Source organism: Pectobacterium sp. A5351, from assembly GCF_028335745.1.
In the GTDB taxonomy this organism is placed as follows: domain Bacteria; phylum Pseudomonadota; class Gammaproteobacteria; order Enterobacterales; family Enterobacteriaceae; genus Pectobacterium.
On record NZ_CP116477.1, the window covers coordinates 264479 to 289141 of the forward strand.

The 24663-nt window shown below is 53.1% G+C and carries 22 protein-coding genes; 13 read left to right on the forward strand and 9 right to left on the reverse strand.

Going from position 1 to position 24663, the window contains the following annotated elements:
- The first annotated feature begins 34 nt into the window (after positions 1–34).
- From O1Q74_RS01250 to O1Q74_RS01260, 3 genes are all read left to right on the forward strand, one after another.
- Entirely contained in the window at positions 35–856 is an 822-nt protein-coding gene (locus O1Q74_RS01250; protein WP_271875723.1) for a class I SAM-dependent methyltransferase, read from the forward strand.
- Positions 853–1701 (forward strand): ModD protein, encoded by an 849-nt coding sequence (gene modD / locus O1Q74_RS01255; protein ID WP_271875724.1) that lies wholly within the window; start codon positions 853–855, stop codon positions 1699–1701. The genes O1Q74_RS01250 and modD overlap by 4 nt, the downstream gene beginning before the upstream one ends.
- Positions 1702–1797: 96 nt before the next feature.
- Positions 1798–3789, forward strand: coding sequence for a TonB-dependent receptor plug domain-containing protein (locus O1Q74_RS01260; protein WP_271875726.1), 1992 nt, complete (start codon positions 1798–1800; stop codon positions 3787–3789).
- Between the two features lie 62 nt (positions 3790–3851).
- On the opposite strand, the gene accC is transcribed toward O1Q74_RS01260, so the two are convergent.
- The 6 genes from accC to acuI all read right to left on the reverse strand — a co-directional run bounded on the left by accC (position 3852) and on the right by acuI (position 9233).
- Positions 3852–5195 carry an acetyl-CoA carboxylase biotin carboxylase subunit gene (gene accC, locus O1Q74_RS01265; RefSeq protein ID WP_271875728.1) on the reverse strand — a complete coding sequence of 448 codons (1344 nt, stop codon included), beginning with the start codon at positions 5193–5195 and terminating at the stop codon, positions 3852–3854.
- 11 nt (positions 5196–5206) lie between these two features.
- Complete coding sequence (accB, locus tag O1Q74_RS01270; RefSeq protein ID WP_271875729.1) at positions 5207–5674, reverse strand: acetyl-CoA carboxylase biotin carboxyl carrier protein; 468 nt, start codon at positions 5672–5674, stop codon at positions 5207–5209.
- 24 nt (positions 5675–5698) lie between these two features.
- Positions 5699–6151 carry a type II 3-dehydroquinate dehydratase gene (aroQ, locus tag O1Q74_RS01275; RefSeq protein WP_271875731.1) on the reverse strand — a complete coding sequence of 151 codons (453 nt, stop codon included), beginning with the start codon at positions 6149–6151 and terminating at the stop codon, positions 5699–5701.
- 254 nt (positions 6152–6405) lie between these two features.
- On the reverse strand, positions 6406–7005 hold the full coding sequence (msrQ, locus tag O1Q74_RS01280; RefSeq protein ID WP_271875733.1) for a protein-methionine-sulfoxide reductase heme-binding subunit MsrQ: 600 nt from the start codon (positions 7003–7005) through the stop codon (positions 6406–6408).
- Between the two features lie 79 nt (positions 7006–7084).
- Positions 7085–8086 carry a protein-methionine-sulfoxide reductase catalytic subunit MsrP gene (gene msrP / locus O1Q74_RS01285; RefSeq protein WP_271875735.1) on the reverse strand — a complete coding sequence of 334 codons (1002 nt, stop codon included), beginning with the start codon at positions 8084–8086 and terminating at the stop codon, positions 7085–7087.
- A gap of 169 nt (positions 8087–8255) precedes the next feature.
- On the reverse strand, positions 8256–9233 hold the full coding sequence (gene acuI, locus O1Q74_RS01290; RefSeq protein WP_271875737.1) for an acrylyl-CoA reductase (NADPH): 978 nt from the start codon (positions 9231–9233) through the stop codon (positions 8256–8258).
- Between the two features lie 174 nt (positions 9234–9407).
- On the opposite strand from acuI, the gene csrD reads away from it, so the two are divergent.
- The 9 genes from csrD to tldD all read left to right on the forward strand — a co-directional run bounded on the left by csrD (position 9408) and on the right by tldD (position 21784).
- Positions 9408–11345 carry an RNase E specificity factor CsrD gene (gene csrD / locus O1Q74_RS01295; protein WP_271875739.1) on the forward strand — a complete coding sequence of 646 codons (1938 nt, stop codon included), beginning with the start codon at positions 9408–9410 and terminating at the stop codon, positions 11343–11345.
- A gap of 165 nt (positions 11346–11510) precedes the next feature.
- Positions 11511–11669: a hypothetical protein gene (locus tag O1Q74_RS01300; protein WP_271875741.1), complete on the forward strand. Its 159-nt coding sequence runs from the start codon at positions 11511–11513 to the stop codon at positions 11667–11669.
- Complete coding sequence (gene mreB / locus O1Q74_RS01305; protein WP_010300322.1) at positions 11662–12705, forward strand: rod shape-determining protein MreB; 1044 nt, start codon at positions 11662–11664, stop codon at positions 12703–12705. The genes O1Q74_RS01300 and mreB overlap by 8 nt, the downstream gene beginning before the upstream one ends.
- Positions 12706–12880: 175 nt before the next feature.
- Positions 12881–13864: a rod shape-determining protein MreC gene (gene mreC / locus O1Q74_RS01310; protein ID WP_271875745.1), complete on the forward strand. Its 984-nt coding sequence runs from the start codon at positions 12881–12883 to the stop codon at positions 13862–13864.
- Positions 13861–14349 carry a rod shape-determining protein MreD gene (gene mreD, locus O1Q74_RS01315; RefSeq protein WP_271875746.1) on the forward strand — a complete coding sequence of 163 codons (489 nt, stop codon included), beginning with the start codon at positions 13861–13863 and terminating at the stop codon, positions 14347–14349. Before mreC ends, mreD begins: the two co-directional genes overlap by 4 nt.
- An 8-nt stretch (positions 14350–14357) precedes the next feature.
- On the forward strand, positions 14358–14951 hold the full coding sequence (locus O1Q74_RS01320; RefSeq protein WP_271875748.1) for a Maf family protein: 594 nt from the start codon (positions 14358–14360) through the stop codon (positions 14949–14951).
- Entirely contained in the window at positions 14941–16410 is a 1470-nt protein-coding gene (gene rng, locus O1Q74_RS01325; RefSeq protein ID WP_271875750.1) for a ribonuclease G, read from the forward strand. Before O1Q74_RS01320 ends, rng begins: the two co-directional genes overlap by 11 nt.
- 41 nt (positions 16411–16451) lie before the next feature.
- Positions 16452–20282: an AsmA2 domain-containing protein YhdP gene (yhdP, locus tag O1Q74_RS01330; protein WP_271875752.1), complete on the forward strand. Its 3831-nt coding sequence runs from the start codon at positions 16452–16454 to the stop codon at positions 20280–20282.
- Positions 20283–20338: 56 nt separating this feature from the next.
- A complete protein-coding gene (gene tldD / locus O1Q74_RS01335; RefSeq protein WP_271875754.1) occupies positions 20339–21784 on the forward strand; it encodes a metalloprotease TldD in 1446 nt (481 codons plus the stop codon).
- A 261-nt stretch (positions 21785–22045) separates the two neighbouring features.
- On the opposite strand, the gene O1Q74_RS01340 is transcribed toward tldD, so the two are convergent.
- From O1Q74_RS01340 to aaeR, 3 genes are all read right to left on the reverse strand, one after another.
- Positions 22046–22639 carry a hypothetical protein gene (locus O1Q74_RS01340; protein WP_271875756.1) on the reverse strand — a complete coding sequence of 198 codons (594 nt, stop codon included), beginning with the start codon at positions 22637–22639 and terminating at the stop codon, positions 22046–22048.
- Between the two features lie 9 nt (positions 22640–22648).
- Positions 22649–22987, reverse strand: a complete 339-nt coding sequence (locus tag O1Q74_RS01345) for a hypothetical protein (RefSeq protein ID WP_271875758.1) — start codon at positions 22985–22987, stop codon at positions 22649–22651.
- A gap of 110 nt (positions 22988–23097) precedes the next feature.
- Positions 23098–24033, reverse strand: a complete 936-nt coding sequence (gene aaeR, locus O1Q74_RS01350; protein WP_271875759.1) for an HTH-type transcriptional activator AaeR — start codon at positions 24031–24033, stop codon at positions 23098–23100.
- A gap of 424 nt (positions 24034–24457) precedes the next feature.
- Here aaeR and aaeX point away from each other — a divergent pair, with 424 nt between their 5' ends.
- Positions 24458–24661 (forward strand): p-hydroxybenzoic acid efflux pump operon protein AaeX, encoded by a 204-nt coding sequence (gene aaeX / locus O1Q74_RS01355; RefSeq protein ID WP_005975424.1) that lies wholly within the window; start codon positions 24458–24460, stop codon positions 24659–24661.
- Positions 24662–24663 lie beyond the last annotated feature (2 nt).

The following is a 24663-nucleotide window of genomic DNA, read 5'->3' on the forward strand; positions in this document are numbered from 1 at the left end:
AGCACCTAATAAAAAGAGAAGTCAGGAAGAGAATATGATTATCGATGAGATTGATTTTTCCGCGCTTTATCAGGCGCATATGGCGCAGGCGGCCAGAACCGCTAAGACACCTGACCACTGGGATAAGCGTGCAGAGAACATGGCTGTAGCGTGCGCGGGGCCACGCGATCCGTATCTGGATCGGTTTATCGCCAACATGGACTTTTCGGGGGCGAAAACGCTGCTGGACGTTGGGTGCGGACCGGGATCGGTGTGCCTGAATGTGGCGTCGCGGCTTGAACAGGTTTACGGCATTGATTACAGCGAGGGAATGCTGGACGTGGCACGTCGTCGAGCCGATTTGATGGGGATAGCGAATGCGACGTTTACTCACCGTGCCTGGGAAGATGACTGGGCGGATTTGCCTGACTGCGACATTGTGGTGGCATCGCGCTCGACGCTGGTGATGGATCTGGCTGGGGCGCTCTACAAGTTGAATCAGAAAGCCCGCCTTCGGGTGTACACCACCCACACAGTTTCCCCTACGTTTGTTGATCCACGGATATCGGCGGTGATTGGGCGAACGTCGACATCGTTACCGAACTATATCTATGCCGTAAATATCCTCTATCGCATGGGCATTCACGCCAACGTGAGTTTTATTCGTGGGCAGAATTGCCAAAGGCATGGCGAAACCTTCGAACGTTTTGCGGACGGTGTGTCCTGGTCGTTAGGCAAGCTGAATGAGGAGGAAAGACAGCGTCTGAAAACCTATTACGAGACACACCAAGATGATGATATTCCGCTCGTTTCTCCGACGCGAGATTGGGCGTTTGTCTACTGGGATGTGGTTCCGTATACGGAGTTCGTACGATGATTTATATCCCAGATGCGTACCTTGACCAGATCTTGCTGGAAGATATTCAGTACGGTGATGTCACCACCCGAGCGCTGGGAATCGAGCAAGGGGAAGGTGAAATCACGTTTTTCCATCGTCAGGGCGGATGTGTGAGCGGGATGCCAGTCGCGGAACGCTTGCTACAGCGACTGGGGCTGCGGGTGACGCATTGCGTTCAGGATGGCGAATGCGTTCAGCCCGGCGAGGCGATGCTTGCTGCAACAGGAAAGGTTGCCGCGTTACATCAAGGTTGGAAGGTTACGCAGAACGTTCTGGAGTGGTGCTGTGGCGTCAGTAAATATCTGCATCAAATGAAGGCAATTTATACCCATGAGGTTCCATACGGGCAGATTGCCTGTACGCGCAAAATTATTCCGGGCACGAAGCTGCTCTCGATCTTGGCTGTGCTGGCTGGGGGCGGAATTGTACACCGTTTGGGGTGTGCAGAAACGGTGCTGTTATTCACGAATCACCGCCGTTTTTTACCGAATCAGGATGACTGGGCTGCCCATATTACCCAATTGCGCCATGCGGCACCGGAGAAAGCCATCATCGTGGAGGTGGATCGTCCCGATGAGGTGATGCTCGCGCTCAGCGCCGGGCCCGATATTCTACAGCTTGATAAGTTTACACCTGAACAGGTGATCGCCACGCTGTCTTACGCTGCCCGCCATGCGCCTGCGTGTAAGGTGTCTGCTGCGGGGGGAATCAACCTGCAAACGGTTCAACGTTATGCCGAAACCGGCGTTTCTTTGCTGGTCACGTCTGCGCCTTACCATGCGCCCTCTGCCGATATTCGCGTCGTTTTAACGCCAAAACGCTAACGCCATCATCCTGAACGCCCGGATGACGGAAAGTGGCGATATCTATCGTTATATAAATTTTTATACAGCAATGTGTTTTTTTAAGGGAACAATGTCATGCAAATAAAAAAATTAAGTTGGCTGTTGTCAGCCAGTCTATTACCCGTCTCTTGCGTCTATGCTGCCTCTGGTGACGCGGTTGAGACCACGAAGGATAAAGACATGATGACGGTGTGGAGCAGTCCAGTCGCGGCGACCAACGATATTGTGAATCAGGAGCAGATTAACCAGCTAAACCGACGCAACGTGGCGGAAGCGCTGAATGTTGTGCCGGGCGTGACGTTACAAAAATCAGGCGGGCGCAGCGAGCAGCAGGTTAAGGTTCGCGGCTTTGATAGTCGACAGGTGCCGGTTTTTCTCGACGGCGTGCCGATTTATGTTCCCTATGATGGGAATCTGGATCTTGGCCGTTTTCAGGCTTCCGATCTGGCGGCAGTAGAGGTGTCTAAAGGGTATACCTCGCTGCTGCAAGGCCCGAATCAAATGGGGGGCGCGATTAACCTCACGACCCTGCGGCCAAAAAAAGAGCTGGAAGCGAACGTGCGTTTGAATCAGGGCTGGGCACGCGGGCGTGACAATGCGCATAACATGGATGCGTCATTTGGTGGGAAAGGCGATCTGGGGTTCTTCCAGATTAGCGGCAGCCGTCAGAAACAGCGTTTTACCGGGCTGCCTCACGGCGTTGATAACCCGACAGCCGGTAGCGAAGGCCAGCGGATGAATTCCGCGAATGATGATAAGCGCGGCATGCTTAAGGTCGGGTTCACACCGCGGGAATCCGATGAATATACGTTTACCTACATCAATCAGGAAGGTGAGAAGAATACGCCGCCTTATGCGGGCAACAACGGTCAGTCGGCACGCTATTGGCAGTGGCCGGACTACAATAAAGAAAGTTATTACTATCAGGGCACGACGAAGCTCAGTGACAGAATGACGCTGAAAAGCCGCTTCTATCATGATGAATTTGAAAATACCTTGCTGATGTATAAAACGCTGGCGGATTTCAAAAATAAGAACGGTAACTATAGCCACTATGCGGATTTCAGTAACGGCGCGGGGCTGCAATTAGGGATTGATATGCGCGAACTGGATTTGCTGTCGTTCGCCGTCCACTGGAAAGATGACGTGCATCGCGAGAAAGGGGCACTGAACGCGCCTTACGATCGCTATAAGGACCGTACCTGGTCGATGGCAAGCGAATACCAGTGGAATGTGTCCGAGAAGCTGGATGCGGTATTTGGCGTGAGCTACGACTGGCGCGACAGCAAGCAGGGCATGAAGCATGAAAAGAATGGGGCGCTAACGAATTATGACCAAAACAATCAGGATGCGTTTAACTGGCAGATGATGACGAAGTATCGTTTCGATAATCGTGATGAGCTGCAATTATCGCTGTCTGAACGCAGCCGTTTCCCTACGCTGAAAGAGCGTTACACCACCTCTAAGCCTGCCAAAAATCAGGATGCGCTGGTTAATCCGAACTTAAAACCCGAGCGTGCGCAAAACCTTGAGTTGAACTATCGCGGTGGCCTGACCGAAGGCTGGGGTTACGATGCCAGCGTGTACTACAACCGGGTATCAAATGCGATTCTGTCACATAACATTACACCGAGTTTGATCCAAAACCGTAACAGCGGTCGGGTGGATTACTACGGCCTGGATCTGGGCATTCACGGTGATGTCAAAGACTGGTTAACCGTCGGGGTTAACTATGGACTGATTCATAGCGATGTGAAGCGCAAGGATATCGGCAATATTGTCGATTTACCGAAGCATAAAGTGTTTGCCTGGGTAACGATGACGCCTTTCGAACCGGTCAGCATTACGGTGATGGAAGAAGCGCGTAGCTGGGGATTCAATAATTCAGATAATAACGATAAAACGCGTGGATTTGCGATGACCAATGTGCGGTTGGATTATCATCTGGGGGCTGGCTTTAGCGTGAATGCGTCGGTCAACAACCTGTTTGATACGGCTTACGCTTATCAGGAAGGCTATGTTGAGGAAGGGCGTAACTACTGGTTAGGCGTTGCTTACCAATACTGATACGTGAAGGAATAAAATAACAAAGGCCAGCATAAGCTGGCCTTTGCTCGATTGCGAAGTGTTTACTGCAAGCCGAGTTTCTTCTCCAGATAGTGGATGTTCGTGCCACCTCTCTGGAAGTTTTCATCGCTCATGATCTTCATCTGAAGTTCGATGTTGGTTTTGATGCCATCGATAATCAGTTCAGCCAGCGCGTTCTTCATACGGGAAATCGCGATTTCGCGGGTTTCGCCGTAGGTGATCAGCTTGCCGATCATAGAATCGTAATACGGCGGTACGGTATAACCGGCGTAAATGTGCGATTCCCAACGGACACCAAAGCCGCCCGGCGCGTGGAAACGCGTGATTTTACCTGGGCTTGGCAGGAACGTGTTCGGATCTTCCGCGTTGATACGGCATTCTACCGCATGGCCGCGAACCTTGACGTCTTTCTGCTTGATGGACAATGGCAGACCGGCAGCGATGCGCAGCTGCTCTTTGATCAGATCCACGCCGGTAATCATCTCGGTAACCGGATGTTCAACCTGAATACGGGTGTTCATTTCAATGAAGTAGAACTCACCGTTTTCGTACAGGAATTCGAACGTACCCGCACCGCGATAGTTGATATCGACACAGGCTTTGGCGCAGCGATCGCCGATATTGCGGCGCAGCTCATCCGTAATGCCCGGTGCTGGCGCTTCTTCTACCACTTTTTGGTGGCGACGCTGCATGGAGCAGTCACGCTCGGCCAGATAAACGGCGTGGCCCTGACCGTCAGCCAGTACCTGAATTTCCACGTGGCGTGGGTTTTCCAGGTATTTTTCCATGTAGACCATGTCGTTGTTGAAAGCCGCTTTGGCTTCCGCACGGGTCATGTTGATGGATTGTTCCAGCTCTTTGTCGCTGCGCACGACGCGCATACCACGACCGCCACCGCCGCCAGAGGCTTTGATGATGACCGGATAGCCGATGCGTTTTGCATGAGCGCGGTTAGCGTCCATGTCACCGTCTAACGGGCCATCAGAGCCAGGTACGGTTGGAACACCCGCTTTTTTCATTGCGGTGATGGCAGACACTTTATCGCCCATCAGGCGAATGGTTTCTGCGCGTGGGCCGATGAAGATAAAGCCGGATCGTTCAACCTGCTCGGCAAAATCCGCATTTTCGGACAGGAAACCGTAGCCAGGGTGAATCGCGACGGCCCCGGTGATTTCCGCAGCGGAAATAATCGCTGGGATATTCAGATAGCTTTTTGTTGACGGCGCTGGGCCGATACACACGGTTTCGTCCGCCAGCAATACGTGTTTCAAATCGCGATCCGCACTGGAGTGAACGGCGACGGTTTTGATGCCCAACTCTTTACAGGCACGCAAAATACGCAGCGCAATTTCTCCGCGGTTAGCGATAACGATTTTATCTAGCATGATAAGCCTCGTTATTCGATGACAACCAATGGCTCGTCAAATTCGACCGGCTGACCGCTTTCGAGCAGAATGGCTTTCACCACGCCCGCTTTGTCGGCTTCGATCTGGTTCATCATTTTCATGGCTTCGACGATGCACAGGGTATCGCCAACATTGACGTGCTGACCCACTTCCACGAAAGCTTTAGCGTCCGGGCTTGGGGTGCGATAGAAGGTTCCAACCATTGGAGAACGAACGATGTGTCCACTGATGGCAGCCGGTGCTGCTGCAGCTTCCACTGGCGCTGGTGCAACGGCGGCAGCCAGAGCAGGCTGTGGCTGCATCATCGGCGTAGCGTAAGCCTGTTGCATCATCGGGTAGTTAACCGCTGCTGGGGCACGACTGATACGTACTGATTCTTCACCTTCAGAAATTTCCAGTTCGGCGATGCCGGACTCTTCAACCAGTTCGATCAGTTTTTTGATTTTACGAATATCCATGGATGTGGTTCCGTACTCTTTTGTTTAATTGGAAGTTGACAGGCGTTTTACCGCCGTCTGTAAAGCATACTGATAACCCTCTGCCCCCAGGCCGCATATCACGCCTACCGCAACATCAGAAAGATAGGAGTGATGACGAAAAGGCTCGCGTGCGTGCACGTTGGACAGATGAATTTCGATAAACGGAATCGAGACCGCCAGCAGGGCATCACGTAGCGCAACGCTAGTGTGGGTGAATGCCGCCGGGTTAATCAGAATGAAGTCTGTGTTTCCTCTGGCCTGATGGATGGTATCGATCAGGACATGCTCCGCGTTGGATTGCAGATGGGAAAACTTCACGTTCAATGTCTGCGCCTGTGTTTCCAGTTCGCTGACAATGTCTGCTAGCGTCGTTTTACCGTATTTGTCGGGCTCTCGGGTTCCTAGCAGATTCAGGTTTGGACCGTTCAAGAGCAAAATGTGAAACTTTTCTGCCATTGTGCTGCTATCTCCCGCGATTGACTAAAATTGCCAAAACCGTGTCGCACAAAATAGCGCGAAGCTATTCGTTTGTCACCTTTCGTGACGCAAATTGTCCTGCCCGAGAAACTAAAGTCGTGCATTATAACCATATCGTGGCAATTCGCAGCTAAATACTGGTCTTATCTGCGGAGATATTCCTGCACCAGACTGTGAGACGGCGTGAATCTTGCTGCGGCTCACACTCGGATTTTCCCATGCTAGCGCGGCGTTTAGCGCCACCATTGACGAAATTTCTTATAACGGAACAGCAGCAAGAGTAGCGCCGCCAGCGCATACAAAATGGGCTGCGGTGATAGCGTTTTAACTGACCAAAGATAGTGGATAGGCGCAAAAATGGCGACCACATAGACGAAATTATGCAGTTTCTGCCATTGCGCTCCCAACTTACGCATCATGAGCTGTGGCGAGGTGACCGCCAGCGCCAGCAAAATCAGCCAGCTTATGATACCCAGCGTCAAATAGGGACGGGAGATCAGTTCCTTACCCAGCAGTGCCAAATGGTTCAGACCTAACTCCAGTAGCGCATAGCTCACCAGATGTAACGTCGCCCAGAAAAAGCACCACAGCCCGAGGAGCCGACGGCAGCGAATGAGTAGCGGCTGTTTGCCGTAGCGTGCCAACGGCGTGACCAGCAGCGTCGCCAGCAGCAATTTCAGCGCCATTCTGCCGGTAAAGTGCTGGATATCCTTGGCCGGATCGGTGCTAAACCACCCTTGGTCAACCGACAATATCAGCCACACCAGTGGCAGAAAACCAGCCAGATGGAGTAGCATTTTTAACCGGGTAATGTGTTGTAGCGTCAGTCTCATGCTGATGTGGATTCCTATCCTGACAAGGTGTTATTGGTTAGACGTTTTGTGTTATTCGTTCACGTTTTTGTATTCGTCGCTAAAAGTTTTCACGCAGATTCAAGCCGCGATACAGCGAAGCGACCTGTTCCGCATAGCCGTTGAACAACAGCGTGGGTTGACGCTCAACGTTAAGCAGGCCGCCTGAACCGATGACGCGTTCTGTCGCTTGCGACCAGCGCGGGTGATCCACATGGGGGTTAACGTTGGCATAGAAGCCATATTCGTCCGGGGCTGCCAGATTCCAGGTGCAGGGTGGTTTCTCACGAGTGAACCGGATATGTACGATGGATTTGATGTTTTTGAAGCCGTATTTCCACGGCGTGACTAACCGGATGGGGGCACCGTTCTGCGGCGGCAACGTTTTGCCGTAAACACCGACGGCCATTAGCGCCAAAGGGTTCATGGCTTCATCCAGCCGTAGCCCTTCTACATAGGGATAGTCCAGCCCGCCACCCATAAAGCGATCTTTTTGCCCCGGCATCTGTTCTGGGTCGTAAAGCGTTTGAAACGCCACGTAGCGCGCGTTGCTGGTGGGTTCGGCGAATTTAATCAGCTTGGCCAGCTCAAACCCAACCCATGGAATTACCATTGACCACGCCTCAACGCAGCGGAAACGGTAGATGCGTTCTTCCAGCGGAAAGCGTTTGAGTAAATCGTCCATATCTAGCGTGAGGGGTTTGGCGACATCGCCGCCTATCTTGATGGTCCAGCCTTCGGTTTTTAACCCGCCAGCATTGGCTGCCGGGTCGGCTTTATCGAGCCCGAACTCATAGAAGTTGTTATACCCCGTGACCTTATCTTCCGGCGTGAGCGGCAGATCGAGCTTCCAATCAGCGGGTTGGCTAAACGTGAGCGGTTTACCCGGCGGCGCTTTGGGTTTATCGGCACCTTTAAACCAGGCCAGCAGGTCGGCCTGTGCAGAAAACGGCAGTGCAAGCGCCGCAGCGGAAATACCCAGCGCTTTGAGTACGCGCCGGCGCTGATAGAAGAGGGATTCCGGGGTAACGTCGGCTTCCGTGAACTTGCGATGTTTGTGCATGTGAACTCCCGCCAGTCATTATTTTTTTGACACAAAGTGGCGTTTTTACTGCTTACCGTTCACTTAGTTATAGATGAAGTACGGCAGAAACCGCGACAGGAGAGATGAAATACTTTTTTGCAGGGTGTAACAGCCACCCGAAGGTGGCTGAGTGTGCCGACGAAAGACGTTAGCTGATTTTCACCAGCGTACGGCCAGTGACTTTGTTTTCCAGCAGGGCAGCGGCAACAGCAGGGACGTCTTCCAACCCGATTTCCTGCGTCACCTGTTGATAGAACGACTCAGGCAGGATGGCAGCCAGACGCTCCCACGCTTGCTGACGGCGCGCCAGTGGTGCCATCACGGAATCTACACCTTGCAGGCGAACATTACGTAAAATAAATGGCATCACGGTCGTTGGCAGCGCGATACCGCCAGCCAGACCGCATGCGGCAACCGTCGCGTTGTAATCCATCTGCGCAAGCAGCGTCGCCAGCACGTTGTCGCCGACGGTATCCACCGCGCCAGCCCAACGTTGTTTTTCCAACGGACGAGGACTGCCGCTGAATTCGCTGCGGTCCAGCACCTGTTTGGCACCCAATCTTTTCAGATAATCAGTGTTGTCGGCACGGCCGCTGACGGCGGTCACCTGATAGCCTAGCTCTGCAAGCAGGGCGACTGCCGTGCTGCCGACGCCGCCGCTGGCACCCGTCACAATGATGTCGCCGCTTTCCGGAGTGATACCGCCGTCTTCCAGCGCCATCACGCACAGCATCGCAGTAAAGCCTGCGGTGCCAAGAATCATAGCCTTACGCGCATCCAGCGATGCGGGCAGAGGGATCAGCCAATCGCTCTTCACTCGCGCCTGTTGTGCCAGGCCGCCCCAGTGGTTTTCACCCACGCCCCAACCCGTCAGGATGACGGGCTGACCGACGGCAAACCGATCGCTATCGCTGTGACGCACGGTTCCGACAAAATCGATCCCTGGAACCATCGGGAAGTTACGAATAATTTTGCCTTTGCCAGTAATGGCAAGCGCATCTTTATAATTAATGCCGGACCAACTGATATCAACAGTTACATCCCCGGTGGGAAGCTGCTCGGCGTCAATCTCGCGAATCTGAGCGTGGGTCAGTCCGTTTGACTGTTCAAGAACTAAAGCCTGCATGGGCTATCTCCTGTGGCAGGATTAAAATGGGGAAGTCATTAACGACTATAGTTATTGCAGATACTATTTGTTAATACAGTTACCTTTGTTAGTACTGGTACTATGCGTTGTAGCTGGCTCATGCGAACTGATAAAAAACAACAAACTCGCAATTATTTGGAATAGGACGCAGGGATGGGATTTACGACCAGATTCTCGATACTCGTGGTATTGCTGACGGTTCTCGCCATTTTTCTTATGCTTTTCAGTAGTATATTTAGCCTCTGTTATTATAGCCAGTTGCGGACTGAGCAGCAGTTGCGAGAGGTTACGGCCAGTATCGATCAGGCGTTATTAGTGCAATCGCCCGAAAATATCCAATATTGGCTGCCAGCAATGATGAAGACGGCAGGCATTGTTGTGCTGGATATTCAGGACAACGATTCTACCCTCTATTCAATACAGTTGCCTGAGGCTGGCTGGGAACGCACGCACCTCTATCATGAGGTTGAATTTCCGCTGATGCATCATTTGAACATGACGATCGCCATTAGGTATGTCGATCCGCTGATCGGTTTACCGCGCTTTGTCGTATCGATGCTATCGGTGTTACTGGCTGCGGGTCTGATGCTCCTGATGCTGTATTTCTCCATTCGCTGGCTACGTCGTCAGGCTGCCGGGCAGGAAGAGTTGGAGGAGCGGGCACAGCGTATTCTTAAGGGCGAACGTGAATCGGTTATGCAGGGCTCGGTACGTGAATGGCCGGTCAATACCAGCGGAGCGCTCGATCAACTGTTGTCTGATTTAGTGGAGGCGCGGGAGGATCGCGGGCGGGTGGATACCTTAATTCGTGCTTTTGCCGCGCAGGACGCTGAAACCGGACTGAGTAATCGCCTGTTCTTTGATAATCAGTTGACCACACAGTTAGAAGATGGCGAAGAAGTGGGGACGCACGGCGTCGTTATGATGATCCGCGTACCCGATTTTGAAACCTTGCAGGAAACGCACGGCTATAGCAGTGTACTTCAGGAATACCGTTTCACGCTGGTCAACCTGCTGTCGACGTTTGTCATGCGCTATCCCTCCGCCCTGCTGGCGCGTTACTTCAGCAGCGATTTCACCGTATTGCTCCCCCATAGCACGTTAAAAGAAGCCAATGCGATTGCCACGCAACTGGTGAAGGCCATCGATATTCTCCCCACCAACTCGTTAATCGATCGGGAAGAGGTACTTCACATTGGTATCTGTGCCTATCGCGGTGGGCAAAGTGCTGAACAGGTGATGGAAAGTGTGGAAGACGCGACGCGCAATGCGGTGTTGCAGGGCGGTAACAGCTGGTGCGTGTTTGACAGGCAGGTGCCAGACAAAGGGCGCGGCAGCGTGAAGTGGCGCACCTTGCTAGAACAGACGTTGGCGCGCGGCGGCCCGCGGCTGTATCAGAAACCCGCAGTCACGAAAGAGGGCGTGGTACATCATCGCGAAATGATGAGCCGGATCTACGACGGAGAACAGGAACTGCTCGCCGCGGAGTATATGCCGCTGGTTCAACAACTGGGGTTGGCGGCCAGCTATGATCGGCAACTGGTGGCTCGCATTATTGATTTATCAGCGAGCTGGCCGGGAGAAACACTGGCTTTGCCGGTAAGTGTGGACTCACTTTTACAGAAGCCTTTCCTGCGCTGGCTGCAAGAAGTCTTACTGCAATGTCCGAAAACGCAGCGACAGCGCATTTTATTTGAACTTGCAGAGGCCGATGTTTGTCAATATATCGGCCGTCTGCGCCCGGTTCTCACTGTGATCCTGGGATTAGGCTGTCGCCTGGCGGTCACGCAGGCGGGTTTAACGCTGGTCAGCACAACCTATATCAAGTCACTCCCCGTGGAGATCATCAAGCTTCATCCCGGTTTGGTTCGGAGTCTTGAGCGCCGGCCGGAAAATCAGTTGTTTGTACAAAGCCTGACTGAAGCCTGTAAAGGTACGCAAACGCGGGTGTTTGCTGCCGGCGTGCGAACCAAAGAGGAGTGGAGAATGCTGTTGGGCAAGGGGGCCTATGGTGGGCAAGGGGATTTTTTTGCCGCATCAGTCCTTGTAACCGATGAGCTGAAAAAATATTCATCGCGGCATCGTGTTTAATATAAACGTCCTGTTCAAATTGACGTAGAATGAGGCGGCTGTTAAATCGGTTAGTGTGTGCTTACGATAGCGACAATCCGATTAAATGTTAGATTTTATGTCCTGTGTTAGCGCAATTCTGTCGGGTGGACAGTGGTAAGATGCCTTGCCGCCTGAGGAGAAAGCATGTTGTGCCTTCTCCCTGACGCCGACGTGCGCAACGCAGACTCATTTTTCACCGAAGCAGAGCGTTTTCGTGCCTTGTCGCTGCTTCGTGTGGTTGGTAAAGTAGGCGGATTTATTTTTCGCCCCCAGCTTGCAGGATTATCCTTTAGTTATGTTTAAGAAATTTCGTGGCATGTTTTCTAACGACTTGTCCATCGACCTGGGTACCGCCAATACCCTGATTTACGTTAAAGGGCAGGGCATCATACTGAATGAACCCTCTGTGGTTGCGATTCGTCAGGATCGCGCCGGTTCCCAAAAAAGCGTGGCGGCGGTAGGCCACGACGCGAAGCAGATGCTGGGCAGAACGCCGGGGAATATCGTGGCGATTCGCCCGATGAAAGACGGTGTTATTGCCGACTTCCAGGTCACGGAAAAAATGTTGCAGCACTTCATCAAACAAGTGCATAGCGACAGCTTTATGCGTCCGAGCCCACGTGTGCTGGTGTGTGTTCCGGTAGGAGCAACCCAGGTTGAACGTCGTGCCATTCGCGAATCCGCGCTGGGTGCGGGTGCACGTGAAGTGTTCCTGATCGAAGAGCCGATGGCGGCTGCGATCGGCGCTGGCATGCCGGTATCCGAAGCGACGGGCTCCATGGTAGTGGATATCGGTGGTGGTACCACGGAAGTGGCGGTGATCTCGCTGAACGGCGTGGTGTACTCCTCTTCTGTCCGTATTGGCGGTGACCGCTTTGATGAAGCGATCATCAACTACGTTCGTCGTAACTATGGTTCACTGATCGGTGAAGCGACGGCGGAACGTATCAAGCATGAAATCGGCTCCGCTTATCCAGGCGACGAAGTGCTTGAGATTGAAGTGCGCGGCCGTAACCTTGCTGAAGGTGTACCGCGTGGCTTCACGCTGAACTCCAACGAAATTCTGGAAGCGCTGCAAGAGCCGTTGACGGGTATCGTCAGCGCAGTCATGGCGGCGTTGGAACAGTGCCCACCGGAACTGGCCTCCGATATTTCTGAGCGCGGTATGGTGTTGACTGGCGGCGGCGCGCTGTTGCGTAATCTGGATCGTTTGCTGATGGAAGAAACCGGTATTCCTGTTGTGGTGGCTGAAGATCCACTGACCTGTGTTGCCCGTGGTGGCGGCAAGGCGCTGGAAATGATCGACATGCACGGTGGCGATTTGTTCAGCGAGGAGTAATCCTGTCTGGAAAAGGGGGGGACCGGATGGATGAACGCTTGCGTTTTTCATCTCTCGTGGTTACCCCTTTTTTATTTGCCTGAGCGAATGAAATCCGCCCTACGGGGTGCCGCTTTGTGACGTTAAAAATCGCCAGGAGCGATTTGAGGTTGCTGTCGAGGAATACGCAAATTTTATGAAGCCGCTTTTTAGCAGGGGACCTTCCCTGCAATTACGACTTTTTCTTGCTGTCGTTACCGCGATTGTTGTGATCGTTGCGGACAGTCGGCTCGGTTCGTTCGTCAAAATCAGAACGTACATGGATACCGCCGTTAGCCCATTTTATTTTCTGGCGAATGGGCCCCGCCAGATTCTGGACAATATGTCTGCCTCACTGGCAACCCGCGAGCAATTAGGCCTTGAAAATACCGCACTGCGTCAGGAACTGTTGATGAAAAACAGCGACCTGTTGCTGTTAGGCCAGCTCAAGCAAGAAAATGCGCGGTTACGTGAATTGCTCGGCTCGCCGCTGCGTCAGGATGAGCAGAAGATGGTGACGCAGGTGATGTCTGCCGGAACCGATCCTTACAGCGATCAGGTGGTGATTGATAAAGGTCAGGCGAACGGTGTGTATGAAGGGCAACCGGTCATCAGCGATAAAGGCGTGGTGGGGCAGGTTGTGGCGGTTGGCCAGTTTACCAGCCGGGTTTTATTGATTTGTGATGTTTCCCACGCGTTGCCCATTCAGGTGCTGCGCAATGATATCCGCGTGATTGCTGCCGGTAATGGCTGCACCGACGATCTGCAACTGGAGCATTTGCCTAACAATACCGATATTCGCGTCGGTGATGTGCTGGTCACATCGGGGCTGGGCGGACGTTTTCCTGAAGGGTATCCGGTAGCGGTCGTGTCGTCGGTAAAAGCGGATACACAGCGGGCCTATACGATTATTCAGGCACGTCCGACGGCGGGGCTACAGCGTCTGCGCTATCTGCTCTTACTGTGGGGCGTGGAGAATAATTCCAACACGTCGCTGCCGCCGTCGGAAGTTCATCGGGTTGCCAATGAACGTCTGATGCAGATGATGCCGCAGGTTTTACCCTCGCCTGATGAGATGGGGCCGCCGCTTCCTCCTGAAGCCGCTGGGCCTACCGTCGGGCCGCAGAGAGGCCGCCAATGAACCGTTATCGCAGGCATGGCAACTGGATTATCTGGCTTTCTTTTCTGATCGCCATGGTTTTGCAGATTATGCCGTGGCCGGATGAAATCTACATGTTTCGCCCCTCCTGGCTGACGCTATTCCTGATTTACTGGGTGATGGCATTGCCACATCGGGTAAATGTCGGCACAGGATTTATATTAGGTCTGATTATGGACCTGATTCTTGGGTCTACACTGGGAGTACGAGCGCTGGCGTTGAGCATTATTGCTTATCTGGTCGCTTTTAAATTTCAACTGTTCCGAAATATGGCGTTATGGCAGCAGGCATTAATCGTGATGCTATTGTCGTTGCTGATGGACCTCTCGGTATTCTGGGCAGAATTTTTAGTTATTAATGTCTCTTTCCGACCAGAAACATTCTGGAATTGCGTCGTTGATGGCGTACTCTGGCCGTGGCTGTTCCTGCTGATGCGTAAAATTCGCCGTCAGTTTACTGTGCAATAAGGTGATTCATGACCCAGCTCTATCTGGCCTCCGCTTCCCCCCGTCGTCGTGAACTGCTCATGCAGCTCGATATTCCTTTTGCTGTACTGAACGTTGCGGTGGAAGAACAGCGGTTACCGGAGGAAGCGGCGGAAGTCTATGTCCGGCGTCTGGCGCATGAGAAAGCGGCGGCGGGTGTCGCGGTCGCACCGCTCGATTTGCCCGTTCTGGGGGCGGATACCATTGTTGTGCTGAACGGGCAGGTATTGGAAAAGCCTCAGGATGCAGTTCATGCGGCGGAGATGTTGAGTCAACTATCCGGGAAACCGCATCAGGTGATGACGGCCGTCGCACTGGCAGATAAAGACGATATATTGAGCTGTCTGGTGATCACCGATGTCGTCTTTCGTCCGCTCTCGCAGCAGGATATCGAACGGTATATCGCCAGCGGGGAGCCGATGGATAAAGCCGGGGCTTATGGTATTCAGGGCAAGGGTGGATGCTTTGTCCGGTCGCTTAACGGAAGCTATTACGCGGTGGTTGGACTGCCGCTGGTAGAAACCCATGAGCTATTCAGTAATTTTGCTGCATTGCGGAATGCAAGAGGAAAACATGACTGCTGAGTTACTGGTAAACGTTACACCTTCAGAAACGCGCGTTGCCTATATCGACGGCGGTATTCTGCAGGAAATCCACATTGAGCGTGATGCGAAGCGCGGCATCGTCGGCAACATTTATAAGGGCCGCGTGAGCCGTGTTCTGCCGGGTATGCAGGCGGCGTTCGTGGATATTGGTCTGGATAAAGCGGCCTTTCTGCACGCGTCCGATATTATGCCGCACACCGAATGTGTTGCCGGTGACGAACAGAAGAATTTTCACGTCCGTGATATCGCCGAACTGGTGCGTCAAGGGCAGGATCTCATGGTTCAGGTGGTCAAAGATCCACTGGGAACCAAAGGTGCGCGTCTGACGACCGATATCACGCTGCCGTCGCGCTATCTGGTGTTTATGCCCGGTGCATCGCACGTTGGCGTGTCACAGCGGATTGAGAGTGAAGCGGAACGTGAGCGCTTAAAGAAGACGGTCGCCGAGTATTGTGACGATGACGGTGGCTTCATCATTCGTACTGCCGCGGAAGGGATCGGCGAAGAAGAGCTTTCACAGGATGCGGCGTTCCTGAAGCGTCTGTGGGGTAAGGTGATGGAGCGCAAGAAGCGCAACCAGACCAAATGTAAGCTCTACGGTGAAGTGGCACTCGCCCAGCGAATTTTGCGTGATTTTGCCGGTGCGGCGTTGGATCGCATTCGGATTGACTCCCGGCTGACGTATGAAGCGCTGCTGGAATTTACCTCCGAATATATCCCGGAAATGACCCGTAGACTCGAACATTATGCGGGTAAACAGCCAATTTTTGACCTGTTTGACGTGGAAAATGAAATCCAGCGTTCACTGGACAGAAAGGTTGAACTGAAATCCGGCGGCTATTTGATCATCGATCAGACTGAGGCGATGACGACCATTGATATCAACACGGGGGCGTTTGTCGGCCACCGTAATCTGGATGAGACCATTTTCAATACCAACACGGAGGCCACGCAGGCGATTGCACGGCAGTTGCGCCTGCGTAACCTCGGCGGCATTATCATTATCGATTTCATCGATATGAATAACGAAGATCACCGTCGGCGGGTGCTGCATTCACTGGAGCAGGCGCTCAGTAAAGATCGGGTCAAAACCAGTATTAGTGGCTTCTCTCAACTAGGATTAGTGGAGATGACGCGTAAACGTACCCGTGAGAGTATCGAACACGTGCTCTGCCATGAATGCCCGACGTGCCACGGTCGCGGCACGGTGAAGACGGTAGAAAGCGTCTGCTATGAAATCATGCGTGAAATCGTGCGTGTCCACCACGCGTATGACACCGATCGATTCCTGGTTTATGCCTCACCGGCTGTCGGGGAAGCGCTGAGAAGCGAAGAATCGCACGCGTTGGCTGAAGTTGAAATTTTCGTCGGCAAGCAGGTCAAAGTACAAATCGAACCCCTGTATAGCCAGGAGCAGTTTGACGTCGTAATGATGTAAATTCGTGCGCTCGTCGTCGGCGACGAAAGAAGGAGAGATTAGTGAGGCGACTGCCCGGAATACTCGTCATCACGGGTGCCACTCTTGTCGTGATGGTTGCGCTGTTAGTCAGCGGCTTAAGACTGGTGCTGCCGCAACTCGATCACTTCCGGCCACAGTTGGTGGCCTGGGCGCAGTCTGCGGCCGGTGTTCCGTTAGAAATCGGTTCGATGACGGGGCGCTGGGAGTCCTTTGGCCCCACGCTGGAAATTGAAAAATTTCGTACATTCCTGCCGGAATCGAACTGGCAGGTTGACCGTATTACGCTGGCATTGGATGTGTGGCAGTCGCTGCTGCATGGGCGCTGGCAGTTCCGTGATCTCACGTTTCACCAGCTAAAGCTTGATATCAATAGCCAATTTACTGGGCAGCAGCAAGATAGCAAATTGATGGAATCAGGAAAGGTCAGCGATCTTTTCCTGCGCCAGTTTGACCGTTTTGATCTGCGTGATAGCCATATTACCTTTCTGACGCCTTCCGGTGCCCGCGCGGAGCTGAGCATTCCGCAACTGACCTGGCTGAATTCCGACAAACGCCATCGTGCGGAAGGGTTGATCAGCCTGTCGAGTTTTAATGGTCAGCACGGCGTGGTACAGATGAGAATGGACTTGCACGATGAGCAGGGGCTACTCAGTAACGGTACGTTCTATCTGCAGGCTGACAATATTGATATGAAGCCTTGGCTCAGCCGCTGGATGAAAAATACGACCGGGTTGGAAAGTGCCGACTTTAGTCTGGCGGCCTGGCTGAACGTCCGTGAAGGCGATATCCACAGCGGTGATGTGTTCCTTAATCAGGGGACGGCCAACTGGGGTGAAGGCCGCGATGCACATCGCCTGAATGTCGATGACATGACACTGCATGTCAGCCGTCAGGAAAATGGCTGGCAGGTGGATGTGCCTGAATTGAATCTGGCAACGGATGGCGTCGCCTGGCCAAAAGGTCGGCTCTCTGCCCTCTGGCTGCCAAAAAATGAACACATATTAGGGCCCGATCGACAGGAAGAACTGCGCGTTCGAGCCAGTAATCTGGCGCTGGAACGGGTAAGCACGCTGCTTCCGCTGTTATCCGGGACTACGCCAGCCTTGAAAGAACGTTGGGCAGAACTGCAACCAACGGGTACATTGAATACCGTTGCTGTCGATATTCCTCTGCAACAGCCGGAGAGAAGCCGCTTTCAGGCCAACTGGCAGGACGTGAGCTGGCAGCAGTGGAAATTGCTGCCGGGCGTTAATCATTTCTCCGGTTCTGCCCGCGGTAGCGCCGAACGTGGCCAGGTTAGCGTCGCGTTAGATCAGAGCACGCTGCCCTATGTCGATATGTTCCGCGCGCCGCTGGAAATCAAGCAGGCCAGCGGTACGATTGACTGGCGTAATGACGCACAGGGTCTGGCGCTCTGGAGCCACGGGCTGGACGTACAGGCGAAATCGCTATGGGCTAATGGCGATTTCCGTTACGAACAGCCTGCTAAACAGGAACCGAAGCTGGATATTCTGGCGGGCATTCGGCTGACCGACGCGGCGGACGCCTGGCGCTATTATCCTGAGCTGTTTATGGGCACCGAGCTGGTGGACTATCTGAGCGGTGCGCTGAAGGGCGGCCGTGTTGACAATGCGACGCTGATTTTTGCCGGTAATCCGCAGCATTTCCCCTATACGCACAACGAAGGCCAGTTTGAAGTCTGGGTGCCGGTGAAAGAGGCCACCTTCGAGTTTGAGCCGGGCTGGCCTGCGCTGACGCCGCTGGATATCAATCTGGATTTTGCCAACAACGGCCTGTGGATGTTTGCGCCGCAAACCTGGCTGGGCAAGGTGGAAGGCAAGAATATTAGCGCGGTCATTCCCGATTATGAAAAAGAGATGCTGCTCATTGATGGCGAGCTGGAAGGTCCGGGGCCTGAAGTGGGGAGCTATTTTCATCAGACGCCGCTGAAATCTTCGTTGGGTACGGCGCTGGATGAACTAAAAATTGGTGGGCCGGTGAAAGGCACGCTGCATCTGGATATTCCGCTTGCTGGTGACGATGTTCGCGCCAGTGGCGACATCTCGCTGAACAATAACAGCCTCTATATCAAGCCACTGGATACCACGATTAAGAATCTCACGGGTAAATTTCGCTATGAAAACGGCAAGTTACGCAGTGACACGCTCCAGGCGAACTGGATGAATCAGCCGATGACGGTCAATTTCACGACGGAGGAGCAGGCGAAGGCTTTTCTGGTGAATGTTGGCTTGCAGGGAGACTGGCAGCCTGCGCGCTTGCCCGGTTTACCCGCATCGGCAAGCAAAGCTGTGTCCGGTTCGGCAGGCTGGAAGAGTACGGTGGTCGTCAACCTGCCACATTCTGGTAAAACAACCTACGATGTTGATGTACAGGCTGATTTAAGCAAAGTAAGTAGTCACTTACCTAACCCACTAAATAAACCTGCTGGCGAGAGCCTGCCGCTGGAGGTAAAAGCCAGCGGTGACCTGAATGGTTTCACGATGCAGGGACGGCTGGGCAAAGATAACCACTTCAATAGCCAATGGTTGCTGAAAGGCGACACCGTGACGCTGGCGCGGGCAAGCTGGCAGAACGGGACAACGGCAGCTCCTGCACTACCAGAAGACTCTTCGCTGGTGCTCTATCTTCCGCCGCTGGATGCAGAAAGCTGGCTGGGGCTCCTGCCATCGCTGCGTGCCTCGACATCAGCGGAAGGCAGAAAGGCACACAGTTCCCTTCGTTTTCCGGAAGCGGTGACGTTGCGGACGTCTGAATTACAACTGCTAGGGCAGCAGTGGCACGATCTGGAAATCACACGCAAAAATACGCTTGGTGGCAGTGAAGTGCAGGCAAAAGGGCGTGAAATTGACGGAACGGTTGAGATACCCAATCGTGGTATGTGGCGCAGCGATATCCATTATCTCTACTACAATCCTCAGTGGAAAGGGAATGAAGCGACCAACCCGGTGGCGTTAGCAGAGAAAAAATCGCCTCTGAATGACCCGAGCATTAGCTTTGAAGACTGGCCGTCGCTGGCGGTTAACTGTCGCCAGTGCTGGATTATCGGGCAGAATATGGGGAGCATTCAGGGAACGCTGTTGCCAGAAAAGGAAAAATTAACGCTGAAGGATGGCGTTATTGATACGGGTAAAGCCCGCCTGACGGTAAACGGTACCTGGCAGGAAAATGCGGAAGGTGTGCGGACCGCGCTAAAAGGCCGCCTGACGGGAGACAGTCTGGAGCAGAACGCAAACTGGTTCGGCGTGGATTCACCGCTCAAGGCTGGCTCTTTCGATGTGGATTACGATTTATACTGGCGTGGAACACCTTGGGCGCCGGATATTGCCAGCCTGAGTGGAATATTGCACACGCGTATTGGTAAGGGTGAAATTGCCGAAGTCGGCGCGGGTCAGGCGGGTCAACTGCTGCGTTTATTGAGCTTCGATGCGTTGATGCGTAAGCTGCGGTTTGATTTTAGTGATACGTTTGGCCGTGGATTTTACTTCGATTCGATTCGCAGCACCGCATGGATTAAAGACGGCGTGTTGCATACTGATGATATGCTGATCGACGGGCTTGAAGCGGATATCGCGATGAAAGGCGATCTCGACCTCGCTCAGCGCCAGGTCAATATGGAAGCCGTTATCGCTCCGGAAATTTCCGCGACGGTGGGCGTGGCGACTGCCTTTGCCGTCAACCCGGTTGTGGGTGCCGCCGTGTTTGCTGCCAGTAAAGTGCTGGCACCGCTATGGAACAAGATTTCGCTGATTCGCTACCAGATTTCCGGTAGCGTCGATCAGCCAAAGATTCAGGAAGTGCTGCGTGAGCCGAACAAAAAGAAAGGCGAATAATGCCGTTAGGGCAGCGCAGTGTACTCAACCGATTATCTGATAAAGAGTGAAAAACTATGAGCCTTTCGTTTGTCAGTGAGCAGTTACTCACCGCTAACAAATTGAATCTTGACGATCTCGCTGCTGTGCTGGGGTCGCTTAATGAGCGTCGTCTGGACTATGCCGATCTCTATTTCCAGTCCAGCTACCATGAATCCTGGGTACTGGAAGACCGTATCATTAAAGACGGTTCTTACAATATCGATCAGGGCGTGGGTATCCGCGCGATTGACGGAGAAAAGACCGGGTTTGCTTATGCCGATCAGATCACGCTGAACGCATTGCACCAGAGTGCGCAGGCTGCACGCAGCATTGTGCGGGAACAGGGAACGGGGACTGCGCACACGTTGGGAGCGGTATCGCATAATGCGCTTTATCCAACGTTGAATCCGTTGGATAGCCTGACGCGTGAGGACAAGATTGCGCTGTTGCAGCGCGCCGATACGGTCGCACGTGCCGCAGATGCGCGGGTGCAGGAAGTGTCAGCCAGCCTGACCGGCGTGTACGAACTGGTGCTGGTGGCCGCGACAGACGGCACGCTGGCGGCGGATGTGCGTCCGCTGGTTCGCTTGTCGATCAGCGTGTTGGTTGAATCTGAGGGTAAACGCGAGCGTGGTTCTAGCGGCGGCGGCCTGCGTGGTGGTTACGATTATTTCTGGGAAGTGACTGACGGCGAAGCACGTGTCGACGCCTGGGCAAAAGAAGCCGTGCGTATGGCGCTGGTAAATCTGTCAGCGGTGGCCGCACCCGCAGGGCCGATGCCTGTGGTGCTGGGCGCAGGCTGGCCGGGGGTGCTGCTGCATGAAGCGGTAGGCCACGGTTTGGAAGGCGACTTTAACCGTCGCGGAACGTCAGTGTTCAGTGGACAGATGGGGAAACTCGTCGCATCAGAGCTGTGTACGGTGGTCGATGATGGCACCTTGAGTGGACGCCGTGGCTCCCTCTCAATGGACGATGAGGGCGTGCCAGGGCAGTACAACGTCCTGATTGAAAACGGCATTCTGAAAGGCTACATGCAGGACAAGCTGAACGCTCGTCTGATGGGCGTTGCACCGACGGGCAACGGCCGCCGTGAGTCTTATGCGCACCTGCCGATGCCTCGTATGACGAACACCTACATGCTGGCTGGGAAATCCACGCCGGAAGAGATTATCTCCAGCGTCGAATATGGCCTGTATGCGCCAAACTTTGGCGGCGGTCAGGTCGATATCACCTCTGGCAAGTTCGTCTTCTCGACGTCCGAAGCATACCTGATCGAAAAAGGCCGCATCACCACGCCAGTTAAAGGTGCCACGCTGATTGGCTCCGGTATTGAAGCGATGCAGCAGATCTCGATGGTCGGCAACGATCTGGCGCTGGATAAAGGCGTTGGGGTGTGCGGTAAAGAAGGGCAAAGCCTGCCCGTCGGCGTTGGCCAGCCTACGCTGAAGCTGGAAAGCCTGACCGTTGGCGGCACCGCGTGATATCTGAGAGTCTTGTAGAACCGCGCTTTATAAGCGCGGTTGAGGTTGATGACAAAGTCCGTAGTGCGGGATTAACGGATAGATCGTAAAGACGCTGCAAGTACCTCCCTGTACGCTCGGATTGCGCCATCCCTGGCGCAAACGCTTTACTCTTCTATTCCCTTACTCCCGTTTTTATTCAGCAAATAGGTTTGTCAACGGTCTGAACCGCGCTTTATAAGCGCGGTTTTTTATTGGGCTGAAAGGTAATGGAGCACAAAGTCAGGACACTGCGGCAATAATCGATTTGAGTTGCTTGATGTGTATTTCATCCCGCTGTACCAAAACGTCTTCCTTAATCTTGAGAACAATGCCTTTCAACAGGTCTGTTGTGCTGGAGATATTTGTCGTAGTTTTGAGTACGTCAATGTCTGCTGCGACATGCCTGCCTTTAAGTGAAAGACGTTTCTCGGATTTTCCTTTTGCCAAATCACTTTGCAGAAAACGCGGGATATCTTTTGCCGCTGTGTGGTCGGCCGCCAGCGTGTGCAGATAATATTTCATCAGCGTGGGAATAAAATCGGGCTCCCCACCTAATTCGCAACTTGCCAGATTTAATATGTCTATCATGTGCGCAGGGACTCTGCTTTCCAGTGCCTTACGCTGTACATCCAGCGCTTTCTTAATCATAGGCGTAGATTGATGGGGGATGATGGCAACATTCCCGCAGCGATTGCAAACGCCAACCAAGACCTGTCTCACCATGCCGCTGTTATCGCTGAATGGGACGTCTCTAAGCTGAAACGTCGCCGTTTCAAGTGACTGGCATGTGTTACAGAGAGCGGACTGTGTATCGCCGACTTTGAAAATTTTCATGTCATCGCCTCAATGGTGGACGCTAATAAAGACACAATTCGGCTCGGAAAAATACCATTTGATATACCACGGTATTTCCCGATGGCGGCAACGGATGATATGAACATCAATATGCGCTGCAAAATGATGGGGTGAAGAAGCGTACGATGCCTCCGAAGATTGATAAATAATATCAATGAGTTCTGTTATTGATAGTTGTCCGGTTGCCAGCAAATTCTTCGTGCTGATATTCCCTCTGGCCTCATGCAGCACATTACCTGACTGCAAACAGACAATAAGCTGCTTTTTGGCATCCTTGAATCCCATCCCTTCACCCATATTGTACGAATTTATTCGTACGTTATCCATATGATTTTACTTTCCTGAACGAAGGAAAGAGGTATAACGCACGGAGGGTAGGATGGGGATGTGTTTTGTATGAAAGAGGGAAGCGCTTCGCGTTTTCCTCTTTGCAAAACCTACTTTTTTTCCTCGCTATGGTTCTGCCGATAGCCCTGATACGTCAGGGCTACGTTTTTGAAGTATTCCGTCATGTAGTTAATGCAGACCTGTACTTTTAGCGGCAGATTGTCTTTGCGGGTGTAGAGCGCATAGACCGGGCGCGGATCGGAGTGGTAGCGGTTAAACAGGATCTCAATTTCGCCACGATGGATTTCATCCACGATCCACATGAGCGGCACGTACGCGATACCCGCGCCAGCCTTGAGCCAGCGCACCAGCGTTTGTGGATCGTTAGTGACAAAGCGTCCTTGTGGCGTGACGCGGGTTGAAATGCCCTCTGGGGCGATCAACTCGAATTCGCTGTCGGGACGCACGCTGTATTCCAGCCAGGAAAAATTCACCATATCGGCTGGTTTATCCGGCGTGCCGTGCTGTGCCAGATAGCTTTTGGCGGCACAGACCACCATGGGCATCGAGCCTAAGCGTTTCGAGAACAGGCTGGAATCCTGTAATGCGCCGACGCGGATTACGATATCCAGCCCATCGGCAATCAGGTCGGGAGCGGGAATTCCTGTGACCAGATTGACGGACAAGCCGGGGTATTCCTTCAGCATCGCGGCAGTCATGGTGGACAATACATTCTGTGCCATCGTGGAAGAACTGCCGATGCGCAGTGTGCCGATGGGCGTATTGTTGAAGGCGTAAAGCTGCTCATGGACCTCATGAGCCTCATGCAGCATGCGGCGACAGCCGTGGTAGTAAATTTTCCCCGCTTCCGTCAGCCCAATGCTGCGCGTACTGCGGTTCAGCAGCTTAATCTGTAGTTCATCTTCAAGCTTGGTGACGGTCTGGCTGACGGCGGATACGCTCATCTGCAACTGGCGGGCGGCGGCGGTAAAAGACCCAAATTCCACCACGCGGGCAAACACCGACATACTCTTTAGTCTTTCCATTATTCACTCTGGCTTAAAAGTGATTTAGATCACACTATGTAGATAAGGTGATAATAAGCATCCATAATATAGCCTATCCGGTGATGCCGGGTGGAACATTGTCCGCCATCGTTCAAGCGGCAGCGTTGCCTGAAGGTGAAAACGAACAGACATCGCCCCTGTGGTCGTCCATGATTATTCACCGCCCAGAGCTAGCCAATGATTGCGTTTATTTACCCAATGTAGATCGTGCGCTGATTTCCCATCGCTAGTCAGCCTCTGCTGGCATCGCTATTCATCAGTTTAACGCTATTTAATTCGCTGGCTACAGCCTGCGGGATGACGCGCTTTTGTCTATGCTGAACGTCAGCATCAGACGACATCATTTACCATCCGGTAGCGAACCTGCACGCTACCGCTACCTAATAGAAAAAAGGAAAAGAGGATGAGTTCACTCCCGGTTATGGTGCTATTCGGGTTGTCATTTCCCCCCGTATTTTTTGTCTTGCTGGTGTCATTGACCCTGTTTTTTGTCGTGAACCGCCTGCTGCAACCGACGGGTATCTATGACTTTGTCTGGCATCCGGCGCTGTTTAACAGCGCGCTGTTCTGCTGTTTGTTCTATTTACTCTTCCGTTACGGTCTGTGAGG